This window comes from Maribacter sp. BPC-D8 (genome assembly GCF_035207705.1).
Taxonomy (GTDB): domain Bacteria; phylum Bacteroidota; class Bacteroidia; order Flavobacteriales; family Flavobacteriaceae; genus Maribacter.
This window is the reverse complement of sequence record NZ_CP128187.1, coordinates 871905-889726: the sequence shown is the minus strand read 5'-3', so window position 1 is coordinate 889726 and position 17822 is coordinate 871905. Positions and strand designations below refer to the sequence as shown.

Annotated in this window: 18 protein-coding genes; 6 read left to right on the top strand and 12 right to left on the bottom strand. The window is 34.8% G+C overall.

Annotated elements, in window-relative coordinates; translation table 11 throughout:
- Positions 1-54: 54 nt before the first annotated feature.
- From priA to nadC, 4 genes are read right to left on the bottom strand one after another with little or no spacing between them, the layout of a single operon-like run.
- Positions 55-2511 carry a replication restart helicase PriA gene (gene priA / locus QSV08_RS03880; protein WP_324026751.1) on the bottom strand — a complete coding sequence of 819 codons (2457 nt, stop codon included), beginning with the start codon at positions 2509-2511 and terminating at the stop codon, positions 55-57.
- Positions 2512-2513: 2 nt separating this feature from the next.
- Positions 2514-2954 (bottom strand): DUF2147 domain-containing protein, encoded by a 441-nt coding sequence (locus tag QSV08_RS03875; RefSeq protein WP_324026749.1) that lies wholly within the window; start codon positions 2952-2954, stop codon positions 2514-2516.
- Positions 2944-3918: a YihY/virulence factor BrkB family protein gene (locus tag QSV08_RS03870; protein ID WP_324026747.1), complete on the bottom strand. Its 975-nt coding sequence runs from the start codon at positions 3916-3918 to the stop codon at positions 2944-2946. The genes QSV08_RS03875 and QSV08_RS03870 overlap by 11 nt, the downstream gene beginning before the upstream one ends.
- Positions 3919-4776: a carboxylating nicotinate-nucleotide diphosphorylase gene (nadC, locus tag QSV08_RS03865; RefSeq protein ID WP_324026745.1), complete on the bottom strand. Its 858-nt coding sequence runs from the start codon at positions 4774-4776 to the stop codon at positions 3919-3921. It lies immediately after the preceding gene.
- Positions 4777-4841: 65 nt separating this feature from the next.
- Between nadC and rlmH the strand changes: the two genes are divergently transcribed.
- The gene (gene rlmH, locus QSV08_RS03860) at positions 4842-5315 is read left to right on the top strand and encodes a 23S rRNA (pseudouridine(1915)-N(3))-methyltransferase RlmH (protein WP_324026743.1); all 474 of its coding nucleotides are present in this window, start codon (positions 4842-4844) and stop codon (positions 5313-5315) included.
- Between the two features lie 28 nt (positions 5316-5343).
- On the opposite strand, the gene QSV08_RS03855 is transcribed toward rlmH, so the two are convergent.
- The 6 genes from QSV08_RS03855 to QSV08_RS03830 form a co-directional block, all read right to left on the bottom strand.
- On the bottom strand, positions 5344-6162 hold the full coding sequence (locus QSV08_RS03855; protein ID WP_324026741.1) for a type IV pili methyl-accepting chemotaxis transducer N-terminal domain-containing protein: 819 nt from the start codon (positions 6160-6162) through the stop codon (positions 5344-5346).
- Between the two features lie 173 nt (positions 6163-6335).
- Positions 6336-8228: a phosphoglycerate dehydrogenase gene (gene serA, locus QSV08_RS03850; protein WP_324026739.1), complete on the bottom strand. Its 1893-nt coding sequence runs from the start codon at positions 8226-8228 to the stop codon at positions 6336-6338.
- A 140-nt stretch (positions 8229-8368) separates the two neighbouring features.
- Positions 8369-9157 carry an alpha/beta fold hydrolase gene (locus tag QSV08_RS03845; protein WP_324026737.1) on the bottom strand — a complete coding sequence of 263 codons (789 nt, stop codon included), beginning with the start codon at positions 9155-9157 and terminating at the stop codon, positions 8369-8371.
- An 11-nt stretch (positions 9158-9168) separates the two neighbouring features.
- Positions 9169-9864 carry a DUF3307 domain-containing protein gene (locus tag QSV08_RS03840; RefSeq protein WP_324026735.1) on the bottom strand — a complete coding sequence of 232 codons (696 nt, stop codon included), beginning with the start codon at positions 9862-9864 and terminating at the stop codon, positions 9169-9171.
- Between the two features lie 2 nt (positions 9865-9866).
- A complete protein-coding gene (locus tag QSV08_RS03835) occupies positions 9867-10472 on the bottom strand; it encodes a SatD family protein (protein ID WP_324026734.1) in 606 nt (201 codons plus the stop codon).
- Between the two features lie 98 nt (positions 10473-10570).
- Complete coding sequence (locus tag QSV08_RS03830; protein WP_324026732.1) at positions 10571-11023, bottom strand: methyltransferase family protein; 453 nt, start codon at positions 11021-11023, stop codon at positions 10571-10573.
- A gap of 59 nt (positions 11024-11082) precedes the next feature.
- Here QSV08_RS03830 and QSV08_RS03825 point away from each other — a divergent pair, with 59 nt between their 5' ends.
- The 5 genes from QSV08_RS03825 (at position 11083) to QSV08_RS03805 (ending at position 16886) form a co-directional block, all read left to right on the top strand.
- Positions 11083-11667, top strand: a complete 585-nt coding sequence (locus QSV08_RS03825) for a non-canonical purine NTP diphosphatase (RefSeq protein ID WP_324026730.1) — start codon at positions 11083-11085, stop codon at positions 11665-11667.
- Positions 11657-12301, top strand: coding sequence for a DUF4337 domain-containing protein (locus tag QSV08_RS03820; protein WP_324026728.1), 645 nt, complete (start codon positions 11657-11659; stop codon positions 12299-12301). The genes QSV08_RS03825 and QSV08_RS03820 overlap by 11 nt, the downstream gene beginning before the upstream one ends.
- 158 nt (positions 12302-12459) lie before the next feature.
- Positions 12460-14298: a DEAD/DEAH box helicase gene (locus tag QSV08_RS03815; protein WP_324026726.1), complete on the top strand. Its 1839-nt coding sequence runs from the start codon at positions 12460-12462 to the stop codon at positions 14296-14298.
- A 74-nt stretch (positions 14299-14372) separates the two neighbouring features.
- Positions 14373-15143 carry a carboxypeptidase-like regulatory domain-containing protein gene (locus QSV08_RS03810; RefSeq protein ID WP_324026724.1) on the top strand — a complete coding sequence of 257 codons (771 nt, stop codon included), beginning with the start codon at positions 14373-14375 and terminating at the stop codon, positions 15141-15143.
- Between the two features lie 51 nt (positions 15144-15194).
- Positions 15195-16886, top strand: coding sequence for an alpha-amylase family glycosyl hydrolase (locus tag QSV08_RS03805; RefSeq protein ID WP_324026722.1), 1692 nt, complete (start codon positions 15195-15197; stop codon positions 16884-16886).
- A gap of 14 nt (positions 16887-16900) precedes the next feature.
- On the opposite strand, the gene QSV08_RS03800 is transcribed toward QSV08_RS03805, so the two are convergent.
- The gene (locus tag QSV08_RS03800) at positions 16901-17266 is read right to left on the bottom strand and encodes a VOC family protein (RefSeq protein ID WP_324026721.1); all 366 of its coding nucleotides are present in this window, start codon (positions 17264-17266) and stop codon (positions 16901-16903) included.
- Positions 17263-17796, bottom strand: coding sequence for an SRPBCC family protein (locus tag QSV08_RS03795; RefSeq protein ID WP_324026719.1), 534 nt, complete (start codon positions 17794-17796; stop codon positions 17263-17265). The genes QSV08_RS03800 and QSV08_RS03795 overlap by 4 nt, the downstream gene beginning before the upstream one ends.
- Positions 17797-17822 lie beyond the last annotated feature (26 nt).

Here is a 17822-nt window from a genome sequence, read left to right as displayed (position 1 = left end):
ATATGGTATAATTTTACTTTCAAAAAAGACCGCTACTTAGCGGTCTTTTTTAGTTTATATATGGTCTACATTATAGATTACCCTAACACTTCTATACATTGCCACTGCTTTAAACGATTTTTCTATTCGTCTAATATTTGCTTTCGTCTGCGGCAATGAATGTGTTTTCTGAACTTTAATTACAATATGTTTTAAATACTGATTTCTAATTCTTGCCACTGGCGGATATTCAGGGCCTAAAACGGTACCACCAAAATTAGTACGTAATGCTCCTGCAAACCAATCTGCAGCTTCATTCAGCACATTGTAATTTTTATGCTTAAATGTTACTTTAATAATTCTATTTACTGGCGGATATTTAAATTGCTCTCTTTCATACAGCTGCTCGGTATACATACCCTCATAATCACTAGTAGTTACTTGTTTTAATATTTGATGATATGGATTATAGGTCTGTATAACAACGCGACCTCTTTTTTTGGTTCGCCCTGCCCTACCCGATACCTGCGTTAATAATTGATAGGTTCTTTCATGAGCGCGATAATCCGGAAAATTCAATAACGAATCTGCATTCATAACTCCTACTAAATTCACATTTCTAAAATCGAGACCTTTAGTAATCATCTGTGTACCCACCAAAATATCTAACTCGTGTTGCTCGAAAGCCGTAATTATCTTTTCATAACCGTGTTTGCCCCGAGTAGTATCTAAATCCATTCTACCAACTTTAGCTTCTGGAAATAATGCTGAAACCTCTTTTTCTATCTGCTCGGTACCAAAACCTTTAGTATCTAAATCTGGACTGCCGCATGCAAAACAAATTTCTGGCAATGCTGTATGATGACCACAGTAATGGCAACGTAATTGATTTCTATATTGATGATATGTTAAACTTACATCGCAATTTGGGCATTGTGGCGTATGACCACATGTTAAACACTCCATTAAGGGCGCAAAACCACGTCTATTCTGAAAAAGTATGATTTGCGCACCGTCTTTTAGAGTTTCTTCCATTTCCATAAAAAGACGCTCAGAGAAATGACCTTTCATCTTTCTTTTTCTTGAAGCTTCTTTTATATCTACCAACTCCATTTCTGGCATTAGCACATTACCATAACGCCTTGTTATTTCCGCGTAACCATATTTACCAGTTTGTACATTGTAATAACTTTCTACACTTGGTGTTGCCGAACCTAACAGAATACTTGCCTTATGTAAATGACCTAATACTATTGCAGCATCTCTAGCATGATATCTTGGTGCCGGATCAAATTGTTTAAAAGAACTCTCATGTTCCTCATCTACAATGACCAAACCTAACTTACTAAAAGGTAGATACATTGCCGAACGTGCACCTATTACCAATTGCGCTTTAGGTTTTGACTGTAAAACGTTTTGCCAAACCTCTACACGCTCTTGAACATTATATTTAGAATGGTAAATAGCAATTTTTTCTCCAAAATACTCTTGTAGCCTACCTATAAGTTGCGTGGTTAGGGCTATTTCTGGCAATAAATACAATGCCTGCAACCCCTTTTCAAGACATTCTTCTATCAGTTTTACATAAACTTCAGTTTTACCCGAAGAGGTAACCCCTTTTAATAAGATAACTTTATTGGCTTCAAAAGAAGCTTTTATATCTAATAAGGCTGTTTCTTGATATTCATTTAAATCTTTAGTATCAGAATTATCTGGGTCACCATCATAATTGACTCTATCGGTCTTAATAAAATACTCCTCTAAAATTCCCTTATCGACTAGAGATTTTATTACCGCTTTAGAGGTATTGCTAGATTTTTCAAGTTCAGAAACCTTAATCGGATTTTGACTTTTTCCCTGTAATTGAAATAAGGACAGTACTACTTGACTCTGCTTTGGCGCCCTCGTAAGTGAATTTAATAATTCTTCTAATTTTTCATCGGATGTATGCTCTGCACCCAATTTAACATACCGAACCAACTTTGGCTTGTATTGATCATACACTTCTTCTTTTAAAACAATTACTTTTTTCTCTAATAATCGTTGAAGAATAGGTAATACATTTTTACGGTCTATTATAGAAGAAACTTCTTGAACCTTTAGTATAGCTTGATGTTGCAATGCTTCGAATACTAAAAACTCATCATCTAAAAGTTCATTTTCATCGATTTCGTATTCTGTATTTCTAAGAACTAAGGTTTCACTTTCTAATAAAAAAGCACTAGGTAGCGCACTGCGTACCACTTCACCCAAAGTACACATATAATAAGAAGCTATCCATTCCCAATGTTTAAGCTGGGTCTCATTTACAATTGGGTATTCATCTAATAGCTCATGAATTTCTTTTGCCTCATAGACTTCTGGCGGATTATTATGAATGCTTTGAACTAGCCCAGTATATATTTTAGATTTACCAAATGGTACCGCAACACGCATACCAGGTTTCAGCAATGCCGCTTCTTCTTCAGTTACACTGTACGTAAAACTTTTCTCTAGCGGAATAGGTAATATTACATTAATGAAGTTTGCCATAGTTATCCCTCCACACGTATCCATGTTTGGGTTCTGTAGATAAATGCCAAATACCCGCGCACTTTTAACTCATCTTCATTTTCTGGATTTAACCATATCTTAAAACGAAAAGTCATCGCTTGTTCTGGATCAAATAATCGTTTACCCTTCCATTCTCCATCTTCATGCAACTCACCGTCAGTAATAATTTCCATACCGGTTACGGGCTTATCTTTTAATTCTCCATCGCATTTATCACAAATCCTTCCTTCTTGTCCTTCTTCCAAAATCTTAACGACTTTGCCATACATTTTCCCTTCTTTCTTATAAATTTCAATTACGCCTTTTGGTAAACCTGTGCGGTCATCAATAGTTTTCCACTTACCAAAAACGGACTGAGCAGAAATGCTCATTGTAATAAATACTGTGAATAGAATAGTTAATTGTATGCTCTTATTTATCATTCTTTTTTGTGATTTTACGTAATGTATTCAGCGATGCGTTCAGCTCGAACCCAAGTAGCAATATATTAGAATTTAACCATATGTAGACCATTAATATCAATAATCCTCCTAACGCCCCATATAATTCATTATATCTGGCGAACTTTTCAACATAAATTCCGAAGAGATATGATGTTAATAAAAACAAGGTAGTTGTCATTAAGGCTCCAAAAGAAAAAAACTTTGCCTGCTTACCTTCTCTCGTACCAAAATAATAAAGTATTGCAGTAGTAAAATAAGATAGAATTATAAAGAATAATACTTTAGCAATTTGCACACCCACTACTTCGTCTTCACCCAAAATATAACCGCCTTGCTTTGCAGCAAACTCAGACAAATACCCTAAGACATAAAATTCAAAGTATATATACGCTACAAACCCTACTATAATTAATATTGCCAAAATTAAACCGACCATCAAAGCATATAAATATTGCCTAAAGAAATGTCGTGTTAAGTCGATGTGATACGATGTTTCAAAACCTCCAAAAATGGAGTTTACACCGTTCGCAATAAGAAATATCGAAAGTAAAAATGCTGATGACAATAGACCTCCTCTTTTTTGATCTTTTATCTGCTGAAACACTTCTCCAAAATAATCACCGGTGGCACTTGGTAAAAATGACTCTAAAAACAACTGGAACTGGACATCAAAATCGCCATGCTCAATACTTATGTAGGACACCAAAAAAGGCACCAAAGTCACCATAAAAATGATTAATGGAAATAGTGCCATAAATAGACTAAAGGCGATAGCACTGGCTCGCGTTGACAATGTACCTCTTAAAATACCAAGCACATACATTTCTATAAGGTCGTAAACAGAAAGCCCCTCAAAACCGGGCAGCCTGATTTGTTTTAAAAACCTGACCAACCAATTTACAATAGGAATTTTTTCTAGCTTTTCTTCGACCTCTAAAGACATCTACACCGCTTTTAAACTCAAATCTAAATTATAAACCGAATGTGTTAATGCACCCGATGAAATATAATCTACACCGCATTCTGCATAATCTCTAATCGTTTTTTCATTAATACCGCCCGAAGATTCGGTTAAACAAGTATTACCAATTAATTTTACAGCTGTGCGCGTATCTTCATAATTGAAATTATCTATCAATATTCGATACACACCTTCTGTCTCTAAAATTTCTTTGATTTCGTCTAAGTTTCTTGCCTCAACAATAATCTTTAAATCGCGACCTGTTTCTTTCAAGTAGTTTTTAGTCTTATTGATTGCTTTTGTAATTCCGCCAGCAAAATCGATATGGTTATCCTTTAACATAATCATATCGTACAATGCGAATCTGTGATTTTCTCCACCACCAATTTTTACCGCCCACTTCTCTAGCGCACGAATACCTGGTGTTGTTTTTCTGGTATCTAGAATTTTTGTACCAGTACCTTTTAACAGATTAACGAACATATGGGTTTTGGTAGCAATAGCACTCATTCTCTGCATTGCATTTAATACCAAACGCTCAGCTTTTAATATGCTTTGAGAACTACCTTCAACATAAAACACGATATCGCCATGACTTACCGGCGTACCATCTTTGATCAGTACTTCTATTTTCAAATTAGGATCAACAAAATAAAACACAAGCTCAGCAAAATCTACCCCAGCAATGATTCCTTCATCTTTTACCAATAATTTTGCTTTACCAGTAGCAGTATCAGGAATGCAAGCCAACGAACTATGATCACCATCACCAACATCTTCACGAATGGCATTTGCTATGATTAATGTAATCTCTTCTTTAAATTGTTCTTCTGAAATCATATGTATTAAATCTATTGTATTGCTAATTTACAAATCCATTTGCGAAATTGATTTACTTTTGGCATATGACTATAAAACTTTTAGCTATTGGCAAAACCGATAGCTCTCAACTACAAGAACTCATTGAGGTATATCAAAAGCGATTACAACATTATATCAATTTTGAAATTGAACTCATACCTGATTTAAAAAAGACCAAAAACTTATCTGAAGATCAGCAGAAAGATAAAGAAGGCGAACTTATTCTTAAAAGATTAGCACCTACAGATGTTCTAATTTTATTTGACGAAAAAGGAAAACAGTATACGTCAGTTGAATTTTCGACCTTTTTACAAAAGAAGATGAATTCGGGTATTAAACAATTAGTTTTTTTAATTGGTGGACCTTACGGATTTAGCAATGAAATCTACGCTAAGGCTTCTGGAAAAATAAGTTTATCAAAAATGACCTTTTCTCACCAAATGGTGCGCTTATTTATAACCGAGCAAATTTATAGGGCATATACAATTCTAAAAAACGAACCCTATCACCATCAATAAATAATGCAATAAAGAGTAATGAGATACACTACGCTTGTTTCTCTAGTGATTTAACCATATTCTCAGAAACACCTTCTAAATCGGTTAGTTCTTCCATTAGAAAAGAGATGAGCTCCTCTTTATGCTCGACATTTTTTTCAATCTTTAGCACATGATTATAGTTCTTTATATTTTTCATGTGCCCATTAAAAGCATGTGTTTGATGCCACGCTATTTCTTTTAATTTCTGATTTTGAATCGTTATTTTTTTTATCGACGGATTAATGAAAAAGAAAATCTCAAGGATCAATATCAATAAAGAAAACACTGCAAGCTCTAATTCTATAATCATCAGCGTTTTAATATCTTCTTCTGCAGCTTTTTGCAATTGATTTACAATGATATCCATTACTACAAGAAACTTATTTGTCTCGGATGAGAGCTTTTCTAAATCAACTGATTCTAATTGATTAAAATCATTTGTTGCTTCTAAAATGAAGTTTAGATGTGGTTGTAACCTATCAAAGTTTTTCTGAATTTCATCATTGTCTAATACCGGAATTCCGGTTGCATCATTACCTTCTTGCAATGCTGCATTTGCATTTGAAAATTTTGTCATCGCCAAACGCAATTGTCCGTAGTCGCAAGTACTATACCTACATTCATATACACTCTTAACAATAGTCTGCGACAACATTCTTTGCCTACCCGCAACATTTATTCTCAACGCATCTTGGCGCTGCCTGGCTAAAGAGTATTGTATTATAGATTGTATAACAATAGTCAATACAATTACTGTAAAAACCAGCAGATAATAGTTATTGAAACTTTTACCAGATTTTAATTTCGATAAAATCTTTTTCCACATAATTAAAGATATTTCCTACAAAATATAATTGTACCATTACCATAACATTGTAGAATTAAAAATGTTGTAATAAATAGTATAAAACTGATCACAAAAAAAAGTGCAAGTTTCTCAACTTGCACTTTAGATATTAAAAAACTTACTCTTATTGATTTTGAAAGCCTCTACAAAATCTAGTATAGCACTCTAAATTTGATGGTATTTTCAACTTTTCTCAAAGCCTTAATGACATCTTTGTTGTACTCTTTATCTAAATCTGTAATTACATAACCTACTTCATTATCAGTAGACAAATATTGGCTATTGATGTTTAACTCGTACTCAGCTAATACCTTATTGATTTTAGCCATAATACCCGGTACGTTCTTGTGTATATGTAAGAATCGGTGAGATTTATTCTGTTTTGGTAAACGAATGTTCGGGAAATTAACGGCATCAACTGTGTTACCAGAATTGATATAATCCATTATTTTATTAGGAACGAAATCTGCAATATCTCGCTGCGCCTCTTCTGTACTACCACCAACATGCGGAGTAAGAATTACATTAGCAAAACCTTGTAATTTTGTATGGAAATCTCCATTACTAGCTGGCTCATCTGGATAAACATCTACTGCCGCACCACCAATATGACCGTCTTTTAATCCTTCTGCAAGGGCATCGATATCAACTACAAAACCTCTAGAAAGGTTTATTAACATAGCACCTTTCTTCATTTGCTTTATTTCACGGGCACCAATGAAGTTTTTGTTCGCTTTATTATCATCTATATGCAATGTAACCACATCAGATACATTTAATAAATCTTCTAGCGTATTACATTTTACCGCATTACCTAAAGCTAATTTATCATCTACATCATAATAATAAACACGCATACCCATGGCTTCTGCCAAAACTGATAATTGCTTACCAATGTTACCATAGCCTACTATACCTAAGTTTTTACCACGAACTTCTCTTGACCCTGCAGCTGTTTTTTGCCATTGCCCTTCATGAATTTCTCTACTACGATCAAATACACTACGCATTAACATAATGATTTCACCTATAGCCAATTCTACTACAGACCTTGTATTACTGTAAGGGGCATTGAAAACTACCACACCTTTCTTCTTAGCAGTATCTAAATCTATTTGAGTAGTACCGATACAAAAAGCACCTACTACCAATAATTTATCGGCAGCATCTAAAACGGTTTGTGTAACCTGTGTTTTAGAGCGGATACCAAGCACGTGAACGCCCTTGATTTTTTCTAGCAGTTCTTCTTCAGATAAGCTATGTTTAATCAATTCAACGGAAAAACCGTCTTCTGACAAATTATCGAATGCAGCTGTGTGCACATTTTCTAATAATAGAACCTTAATTCTATTCTTTGGATACGAGATATTTCTTGGCAACTTGTTCACAAATAAAAATTCATCTAAACTTGGTGTAACATAATCCGCATTACTAGCGGCTTTTTCTCTATGCACGTTTTCGGTATATGCAAAAAACTTATGTGCTATACCTGCTTCGCGCATTACATAATCACTGTAACCATCTCCAATCACCTGAACTTCTCCGTCCAAATTCATTTGCTTTAAGCAATCAATTTTGCCATTATGCTGAGATAGCACATTCTTTTCATCGAAACCGATGATATTACCTTCTTCGTCGAATTTAAACGTATTTGCATACACTCGATCAGATGGTATATTATATTCTTTTACAATAGGATCAATAAACTCTTTAAAACCGCAGGATATTACATAAATATCATCTGCATACTTTTCAAAAAAATCTTTATTCGCAGCTATAGACTTAGATATTTTATTTCTAAGGTTATCAACCAATCCGTCTAAATCTTCTTTTCTGGCATTTAACAACTTAATTCGACGCTCTAAAGACTCGGTAAACGAAATATCACCATCTATACCTAAATTGGTGATTTCCTGTATTTCTTTAATAACCTCGTCTTTGTTAGATCTTCCTTCTAAAGTCATTTCGGCAAGAACATCTAATGCTTCTACCCTAGTCAACGTACTATCGAAATCAAAAACGTATTTTCTATTAACTTCTACCATTATTCTCTTTTGGTTGGATAAGAATTTTTGTTATTAAAATAAGAAGCAAAAGTAAAAATTTAATTTATCCTGATAAATGATATCTTGTAAATAAAACAAAAAGGTTATGTTATGATGCAAATTGACAAAATGACAATCATTTAATCTAAAAATTGAAGAACAGCTAATGAGAACCCTACAGTCTTATATGTGCCATTATGATCCCCAGGCACTCTTTTTAAGCTACCGTTTTTAAAGGCTTTACTTAATTCTTCTGCATTTCCATTATCATTATCTTCATCACCACAAATTACCATTACATCAATCTCAATTTTATTTAACTCGCTTATAGTAGTTACAGGTTGAAATTTTTGCTGCAAATGTAATGAGCGTAAATCTGCATTAATAGATCTTGCATAGTCTACCGCACCTTTGGTCATCTCATTTATATCGCCATCAAAGGCTTTTGCGAACATAATTCTTCTATCCCAATCGGCATTTGTAAAATCTATACCCATACCGCCTAAAACCGCTTTCTCTATACTATCGTCTTTTGTCAGTAATTTTGCCAACACAATACTTCCTCTTGAATAACCGACAGCTTTGTATTTCTCAATATTTAAATGATTCATCAATAACAACACATCTTTTACTTCGGCATTGTCTTGATACGCTTCTTCAATTTGAGGTTTATCTGAATCTCCATTACCACGTAAATCGGGAATAATCACGCGATAACCAGCATTCAGCAACCCTTTCTTTAAAGCTGTTTTATCCCAAGACTTTCTAGAATTTATAAATCCGTGTAATAACAATACCACATCTCCACTACCCTCATCGGTATATGCGATTTGTGTACCGTCAAAAGATTCGAATTTGCCTGATTGGGAACTAACTACCTGAGATAAGGTTATTAGCAATAAACAGAATAAAAAATACCGTAATGACATTATGCTTTTATTTAAGATATATACAGAAGACCCGCCAAGATTGCTAAGCCAAAACTTACTAAAGTACCTATCAAAATATACTCCGTTAGCTTTCTATTATTGCGCTCTTTAAGGTCATTGAATCTAAAAACAGATTTCGCAGCTATCAACAAGCCAATAACTTCCCACCTACCTATTACTATAAAAATCAAAACGAATAGTCGTTCTATCATACCAATATACTTACCTGCATTTGGTAGCGATTTATGGTCCGTCTCAATCTGATTAGACATTCCCTCTAAAATCATACCCATAATAATTGCTGCGGGATAGGTTACAAAAACAATGGCAGTAACTAAATACCAGTCTAAATTTTCGAATAACGATATGGTATGAGCATATAAATCTGTGTAAAAAGCACAGCAATATATGACTAGTATATGCAAAATCTGATCGATAAAAAACGGAATGCTTTTACTCTTAAATAAATCATTTGAATATAATTTCAGTACATCAATGACAAAATGAGCTATAGTTACTATTAGGGCTATTTTCCATAGCGATAAATCCCATAGAAAAAGCATATACAAAGCAAAATGCAATAGCACATGCAGGTACAGAAACTTAGATTTTATCTTATTCGATTGCTTGTGAAGCACCCATCTTGTAGGTTGTAAAACAAAGTCCCCTATTAAATGAGCCAATACTAGTTTTATAAAAATCAACATATTTATTTACTGGTAATTAATTCTTTGTAATATGACAATACATCTAAAACCAAATCTAATCTTGCTCTTTTTAAACGCTGACTTACGGCAGACTGTTTAATACCTAATTGTTGTGCAATTTCTTTTTGTGAATAATGCGGGTAGTCTAATGACAATGTTACTATTTCTGCAGAAACTACACTCCAATCATCCATAAAATCTAATGCTAAGCGTAACATTAAATTTAAAGTTCGATCATTTTTAGTTTCTCCTGTTGCAATACTAAGGTTTATTTTACTCTCTTTTAATGTTTCGAAGTTACGACCAGATCGCTGGTATGCAGGTCCGTTAGACTCGGTCACGCCTGTGCCAACATAAGTTTCTAGACCTATACCGACCCCCATTCTTACATCTAAACCTTTTATGGTTTTCAGCATTGCTTTTATTCGAATTGCAGTAAATAAAGCATTTCTCTCGGTGACTTTTAACTGAAACTCATCGCCACGATATATCTCCCAATTCATTGGCGACGCACCAAATTGGTTAAAGTAATTCTTCAACATATCGATCCATTGCGAACTAGGATGCTTTTCAGAATTAATAATATCTCCGGTAATTATGGCTATCATGATTATTAGTTAAAACGCTAATATATTAAATTATAAGCTAATTGATTAATATTTATTGATATTAACGCAGTGATTAATTATAGATAAATAAAAATTACTTAAAACCAACGCCTTGTTAAGATACAATAATCTTTAAAAGAACGCCCAAATTTTTCTAAGAGAATTCGTTCTTCTGGTATAATTTGAAATCGATTCATATACCCTACAAACCCCGCAGCGATCAGTGTATTGAAAGCATTTCCTAAAAATATACCTAAAGCCAACAGTATAAGAAGCAACGCTAAATACATAGGATTGCGAGAAAACTTAAAAATTCCGCCAACAACTAAATTAGAAGCTTTATCTGGTTTTGTTGGATCTATGGTCGTACTTGCTCTTTTAAACTGAAACAATGCCAGTACACCAATTACAATACCAATACCCACTAAAATTTTAGTAAACAACATTCTACCATAAAAATCAAAATAACCTATTGGTAAAAATTCTGCCAATAGATACATCATCAATCCGAAACACAAAAACACTAAAGCCGGTGGTACTTTTAACTCCATTTTATAAAATTACTACTTTTGCTGATGTAAATTGACAAACTAGATTTCAAAATGTTCCCATGAAGCTTGTATTCGCCACCCACAACCAAAACAAATTAAAAGAGATTCAGCAATTAGCACCATCATATATCGAACTAGTTAGTTTAGATACAATTGGTTGCAACACCGATATACCTGAAACTGCCAACACCCTAGAGGGTAATGCAAGAATAAAAGCAGATTATATAACAAATACATATCAACTACCTTGCTTTGCAGATGACACCGGTCTTATAGTAGATTCCCTCAATGGTGAACCGGGCGTATATTCAGCAAGATATGCAGGTACAGAAAACGACTCAACCGCTAATATGGACAAACTATTAGCTAACTTAAGTGATAAACAGAATCGAAATGCTTACTTCAACACTGTAATTGCCTTAAACTTAAATGGTAAAACCCATATATTTGATGGAAGCATACACGGCGAAATTATAGAAACAAAAAAAGGGGATAACGGATTTGGTTATGATCCAATCTTTCAACCAAACGGTTATGAAGAAACTTTTGCGCAATTGCCTTTATCCATTAAAAACAAAATAAGCCACAGAGCTCTAGCATTTAAAAAATTGATTACCTATTTAAATAGTATTCATGATAAATAAAAAAGACAACGGCGAAACTGTAGTCGTATCAGTAGCCTCAGAACGAGCAGAAGCTATTGGTGGTGTACTCATTGCTTTATTTGCCGCGCTTATGGCAATATCACAAATGGTGAATGGCGAATTAGAAGAAGAAATGATGATTGCCCACAACAATGTAGTGAGCTATTCTAGTTGGTACCAGTCTAAAAGTATTAAAGAAAGCTTGAAAGAAAGTGAACTTGACTACTTAAGCACCTTAATTGAAAGCGGTATTGTAAAGGAAGAAAACAGACCGGTAATAGAACAAAGAATAGCTATTGTAAAAGATAAAATAGTAAAGTACGAATCAGAAAAAACAGAAATCTTACTAGGGTCTGAACATGTAGGTGAAGAAAACTGGGTTCAAGACATAGAGGGTGAAATGGGTATTATTACCGGAGTTAAACAATGGGAAAAATTGACCCGAACCTATGATTTCGCAACCAAAAAATTCGACTATGCATTACTATTTTTTCAAATATGTATTGTACTTGGCGCCGTTTGTATCATAATTTATGACAGCCCAGTGCTACAAAAAGGGCTAATTTTGCTTATGATTATCTTTGGTATTTCGGGTACTTTCCTATCTATATATGGGTATACGCTAGCTCCGTAATATTACTTTCTAATAAATTATCCTGATTCAATTATTAGCAGTACCTTTGCCGCTTAATTAACGCCGCTAGTATAGCATGTGTTGCCCTGAGTCTAAATAGGTTATATACGATAATCGCTCTATGCAACATTCATATTTGCGATTTAGTAAACATATTTATGACAAAGTTTGAAGCACTGGGACTGCAGAAGTCCTTATTAGATGCTATTACTGATTTGGGTTTTGAAACCCCATCAGAAGTTCAAGAAAAAGCAATCCCAATTTTACTGGAAGGTGAAACCGATCTAGTTGCCCTAGCGCAAACAGGTACAGGTAAAACTGCAGCATTCGGATTTCCATTAATTCAAAAAATTGATAGTAATAGTAGAACCACACAAGGTTTAATACTATCACCAACTCGTGAGCTATGCTTACAGATCACGAAAGAAATGCAAGCGTATTCTAAATACGAACGTAATATCAATGTAGTTGCCATTTATGGTGGTGCAAGTATTACAGACCAAGCAAGACAAATTAAACGTGGTGCACAAATTATTGTAGCTACCCCTGGTCGAATGAAAGACATGATCAGTAGACGTCTTGTCGATATCTCTAATATAGATTATTGTATTCTAGATGAGGCTGATGAAATGTTGAACATGGGCTTCATGGAAGATATCAAAGATATTCTTTCTGGTACGCCCGATGAAAAATCAACTTGGTTGTTCTCTGCAACTATGCCTAGAGAAGTAGCTACTATTGCTAAAAAATTCATGCATTCTCCACAAGAAATTACAGTGGGTGCAAAAAACTCTGGAGCATCAACCGTACAGCATGAGTATTATGTTGTTGGTGGTAGAGATCGTTACCCAGCTTTAAAGAGATTAGCAGATACAAATCCAGATATATTTTCAGTTATTTTCTGTAGAACGAAACGTGATACTCAAAAAGTTGCCGAAAACTTAATCGAAGACGGTTACAACGCAGGTGCTTTACATGGAGATTTAAGTCAAAACCAAAGAGATTTGGTAATGAACTCTTTTCGTAAAAGACAAATTCAAATGCTTGTAGCAACTGATGTTGCTGCACGTGGTATTGATGTTGATGACATTACACATGTTATCAATTACCAATTACCAGATGAAATTGAGACGTATACCCACCGTAGTGGTAGAACAGGTAGAGCTGGTAAGTCTGGTATATCTATGGTTCTTGTTACTCGTGGCGAACAACGCAAGATTAAAGCTATAGAGAACAAAATCAATCAAAAATTTGAATTGAAAAAAGTTCCTTCGGGAATGGAAATTTGTGGTATTCAATTACATCACTTAGCAAATAAAATAAAAGATACTGAGACCAATTCTGACGTTGATCCTTATTTACCTGAAATCAATGAGATTCTAGAAGGTATAGATCGTGAGGAATTAATAAAGAAATTAATCTCTGCCGAATTTACAAGGTTCTCTAACTACTATAATAAGTCTAAAGATTTAAATTCTTCTGACAGTGGTAGAGATAGAGAAAGAAGTGATGGCCGAAGAGGTGGTGAAATACCAACTAGTGGTGCTGTTCGTTATTTCATAAACGTTGGTGAAAAAGATGGTTATGATTGGATGACCCTTAAAGACTTCATTAGAGATACTGTAGGACTTGGACAAGAAGATGTCTTTAAAGTTGATGTAAAGGAAAGTTTTTCATTTTTTAATACTGAAAGTGAATCTACTGAACAAATACTTGAAAAATTTACAGAGTTTAAAGTTGATGGAAGGTTTGTCAATGTAGAAGTTTCTAAAAACCCCGGCGGTGGCGGTGGCGGAAATCGCAGAAGCGGTGGAAGCGGCGGCGGCTTCAGAGGAAAAAGAAGCAGCGGTGGCGGAAGAAGAGATGATGACCGTGGCGGAAGAGGAAGAAAAGAAGGTAGCTCTGAGTCTAAAGGCAGAAGACGCGACCGTAGCGAATCTAGCAGTCCTAACTCCGGAAAAAGACGTAGCACCAAAAGAAAGGGAGATTTCTTTTAGTTAATTGTATATTAAAAATACGCTTCGGCGTATTTTTTTTGTTTTGTTTGCAAATTAATTATGCTGTCAGTACAATGAAATACTTTTTATCGCTTACTCTTATTTTTCTTTCACTAATAGGTTTCTCTCAAGAAACAGAAGAAGGTCAACGCCTTAGTGCCGTTGTTATAAACGCCCAATCTGATGAACCTCTCGAAAGCGTACACGTTGTTAACTTGAACCAGGTTTTTGGAACAATCACCAATGAAAAAGGTGAGTTTTCAATTACTGCTGCAGTAAATGACACTCTTTACTTCTCTTTTCTTGGTTTTAAATCACAGAAAATTAGGGTAACGAACGATATGTTCAAATTTGAAAATACCGAAATAGCACTAACAGAGCTTGCTTATGCTCTAGAAGAAGTTATTGTTAGACCTTATCAGCTAACTGGGTACTTAGAAATCGACGTAAAGAACCTTCCAATTAACAATGCCTACCAATATAGTATATCGGGCTTAGGCGTTAGCTATGAAGGCGGTAATAAAAACCCTAGCGCTGTTACAAAAGTATTGGGTGCCATTCTAAACCCTGCAGATTTGTTGCGCAACCTCTTTGGTAAAAAACCTGCGCAAATGCGTAAGCTTAGACAAATGAGAGAAGACGAAGATATTCGTAATCTACTTGCGTCTAAATTTGATAGAGAAACACTTACAGAATTCCTTCAATTAGAAAAAGTAGATATTCAAGATATTCTAAATAACTGCAATTACTCCAAATCTTTTATCACTACAGCCAATGATCTTCAGATACTTGACGCCATTAGCAGCTGTTATGAAGAGTATAAAGTTTTGAATAGAAAGAAATAATATTTTTTAAAGTGAAATCCTTGTTATAGTTTTATTGCAAATAACAGGGAAATGAAAAACGTATTCTTATTAGGGCTATTATCTATAGCATTGATTTCTTGCCAACCTAAGAGCAAAGAAAAATCAGAAACTATTGCTGTAGTTAAAGATTCAGTTGAAACCCCTAAAAAGAACCCCAATTTTCAATGGGAAGCTGCTACCGTTTATTTTCTTCTTACAGACCGATTCAATAACGCAAATACAGCTAACGATCTAAATTTTGAGCGTGACGAAGAAACCGGAGAACTCAGAGGTTTTTTAGGCGGAGACATTCAAGGTATTACAGAAAAAATTAAAGATGGCTATTTCACAGATCTTGGCGTAAATGCCATTTGGTTTACTCCCGTTGTTGAACAGATTCATGGTGCTACCGATGAAGGCACCGGTAATACGTATGGCTATCATGGCTATTGGGCAAAAGACTGGACAACTCTTGATCCTAATTTCGGAACCGATAAAGACTTAGATACGCTAATAAAAACCGCCCATGAAAATGGAATTCGAATTTTATTAGATGTTGTTTTAAATCATACGGGGCCAGTAACCGAAGAAGATCCTGTTTGGCCAGAAGAATGGGTGCGCACCTCCCCTACTTGTGAATTTACTACATACGAGAATACTACTGCTTGTACATTGGTTGCGAATCTACCTGATATTTTAACCGAATCTGATGCTACAGTAAATTTACCAGATGCTCTTCTTGCAAAATGGAAAAGCGAAGGCAGACTTAGTCAAGAATTAGATGAACTAGAATTATTTTTTGACCGTACAGGTCACCCCAGAGCACCTCGCTTTTATATTATTAAATGGCTAACCGATTACGTTAATAAATATGGTGTTGACGGATTTAGAGTTGATACTGTTAAACATGCCAATGAAAACTCATGGGCAGAATTATACAAAGAAGCATCTATTGCTTTTGAACTTTGGAAAAAGAAGAATAACGACAAGGTATTAGACGACAACCCTTTCTACATGGTTGGTGAAGTTTATAATTACGGAATTTCTGGCGGACAAGAATTTGACCTTGGTGACAAAAAAGTAAACTATTTCGATAACGGATTTAAAAGTCTTATCAATTTCGAATTAAAGACGGATGCCAAAAAGGATTATGAAACTATTTTTACCAAGTATAGCAAATTACTGCACACCACTTTCAAAGACAAAAGTGTTTTAAATTACCTTACTTCTCATGACGACGGTCAACCTTTCGACCAAGAAAGAACCGATCCAAAAAGAGCTGCAAACGTATTATTGCTTACACCTGGCGCTTCTCAGATTTATTATGGTGATGAAACTGCTCGTAGTTTAGTAATAGAAGGTACGCAAGGCGATGCTACCTTACGTTCGTTTATGAATTGGAATGAGCTAGGCAGTCTACCAAAAACAAAAGAAACCTTAAGCTATTGGCAGAAATTAGGAACTTTTAGAAATGACCACCCATCTATAGGTGCTGGTATTCATAAAAGGATTTCAAAAGCCCCATATGTATTTAGCAGACACTTTACTAAAGATGATTATGTCGATAAAGTAGTTATCGCATTAGATGCGCCGAAAGGAAAAAAATCAATTTCAGTTAAGGGTATTTTTGGTGATGGCACAAAACTATACGATCGCTTTTCTGAAACTGAAGTAACGGTTGACAAAAACAAAGTGTTGTTGGATAATGACTTTGAGGTTGTCTTGTTAGAACTTAGTAATTAGAACTTTTATTTATATCAGGCATTAGAATGCACTGCAATTCTATTGCCTTCGGTATCTTTTAAAAGCCCCATAAATCCGTGTCCGTCACCAATTTCGGTTTTGAGCTGTAATACTTGTCCGCCTGCTTTCTCAACTTTTTCCAAAACTATGGCAGCATCATCACATCCTATGTAAACAAGCACCCCAGCATCCATACTAGGCTTGTATTGCTCATGCTGAACCAAGGCGCCATTTGCCTGACCAATAACTTGCTTATCTGGAAAAAGGCCCATTACAAATTCCCCGAAATTATTAACTGTAATAGTAACATCTAATATAGATTCATAGAACTTTTGTGCTCGCTCCATATTTGCTACCGGTATTTCAAACCATGCTATCATAATTGACCATTTAAATTATGTTTAAGATTTTGTAATCCTTGTTCGAAGTCTTTACCAACCATTTTATCCATAGACATAAAAAGCATCATTATACTCATTGGGAACTTGTTCGTACCAGTGAATCCCCAAGTAACAATACTTTTATTTACTTCATGCTCTTCAAGAGTCATATAACAATCAGATTGCGACTTGTAAGGTTTTAAGAAACGTAAATCTTGTTCTATACGCTCACCTTCTACTATTCTAGTAATTTCTTGTTCGCCTTCACCGACATCTTTATTTCCGCTCCAGTGGCTTGTTGCCCCAACTTCACCATCAACACCGGTAAAGGTAAGGTCCATATTTGGATCCTTTTTAGCCCAAGGAGACCATTCTTGTTGCTTCTTCAAAAACCTTAAATGCTCCCAAACATTTTCTGGTGAATGTTCTAATTCTATACTTCTCGATACCTTATAACTTTTGGGAGCTATTAAGGCCAGAAAAATAATCAATGTCACTATTACTCCGAGAATTATGAATACGGTATACATCGGTCATCTAATTAATTGTTGATTAA

Bases quoted from the DNA above. Each gene is read 5' to 3' on its own strand.
- QSV08_RS03845 (WP_324026737.1), bottom strand. From the start codon at position 9,157: ATGTCATTACGGTATTTTTTATTCTGTTTATTGCTAATAACCTTATCT.
- QSV08_RS03805 (WP_324026722.1), top strand. From the start codon at position 15,195: ATGAAAAACGTATTCTTATTAGGGCTATTATCTATAGCATTGATTTCT.
- QSV08_RS03855 (WP_324026741.1), bottom strand. From the start codon at position 6,162: ATGTGGAAAAAGATTTTATCGAAATTAAAATCTGGTAAAAGTTTCAAT.
- serA (WP_324026739.1), bottom strand. From the start codon at position 8,228: ATGGTAGAAGTTAATAGAAAATACGTTTTTGATTTCGATAGTACGTTG.
- QSV08_RS03800 (WP_324026721.1), bottom strand. From the start codon at position 17,266: ATGATAGCATGGTTTGAAATACCGGTAGCAAATATGGAGCGAGCACAA.
- rlmH (WP_324026743.1), top strand. From the start codon at position 4,842: ATGACTATAAAACTTTTAGCTATTGGCAAAACCGATAGCTCTCAACTA.
- QSV08_RS03840 (WP_324026735.1), bottom strand. From the start codon at position 9,864: ATGTTGATTTTTATAAAACTAGTATTGGCTCATTTAATAGGGGACTTT.
- QSV08_RS03820 (WP_324026728.1), top strand. From the start codon at position 11,657: ATGATAAATAAAAAAGACAACGGCGAAACTGTAGTCGTATCAGTAGCC.
- nadC (WP_324026745.1), bottom strand. From the start codon at position 4,776: ATGATTTCAGAAGAACAATTTAAAGAAGAGATTACATTAATCATAGCA.
- QSV08_RS03815 (WP_324026726.1), top strand. From the start codon at position 12,460: ATGACAAAGTTTGAAGCACTGGGACTGCAGAAGTCCTTATTAGATGCT.
- QSV08_RS03825 (WP_324026730.1), top strand. From the start codon at position 11,083: ATGAAGCTTGTATTCGCCACCCACAACCAAAACAAATTAAAAGAGATT.
- priA (WP_324026751.1), bottom strand. From the start codon at position 2,511: ATGGCAAACTTCATTAATGTAATATTACCTATTCCGCTAGAGAAAAGT.
- QSV08_RS03810 (WP_324026724.1), top strand. From the start codon at position 14,373: ATGAAATACTTTTTATCGCTTACTCTTATTTTTCTTTCACTAATAGGT.
- QSV08_RS03870 (WP_324026747.1), bottom strand. From the start codon at position 3,918: ATGTCTTTAGAGGTCGAAGAAAAGCTAGAAAAAATTCCTATTGTAAAT.
- QSV08_RS03830 (WP_324026732.1), bottom strand. From the start codon at position 11,023: ATGGAGTTAAAAGTACCACCGGCTTTAGTGTTTTTGTGTTTCGGATTG.
- QSV08_RS03875 (WP_324026749.1), bottom strand. From the start codon at position 2,954: ATGATAAATAAGAGCATACAATTAACTATTCTATTCACAGTATTTATT.
- QSV08_RS03795 (WP_324026719.1), bottom strand. From the start codon at position 17,796: ATGTATACCGTATTCATAATTCTCGGAGTAATAGTGACATTGATTATT.
- QSV08_RS03835 (WP_324026734.1), bottom strand. From the start codon at position 10,472: ATGATAGCCATAATTACCGGAGATATTATTAATTCTGAAAAGCATCCT.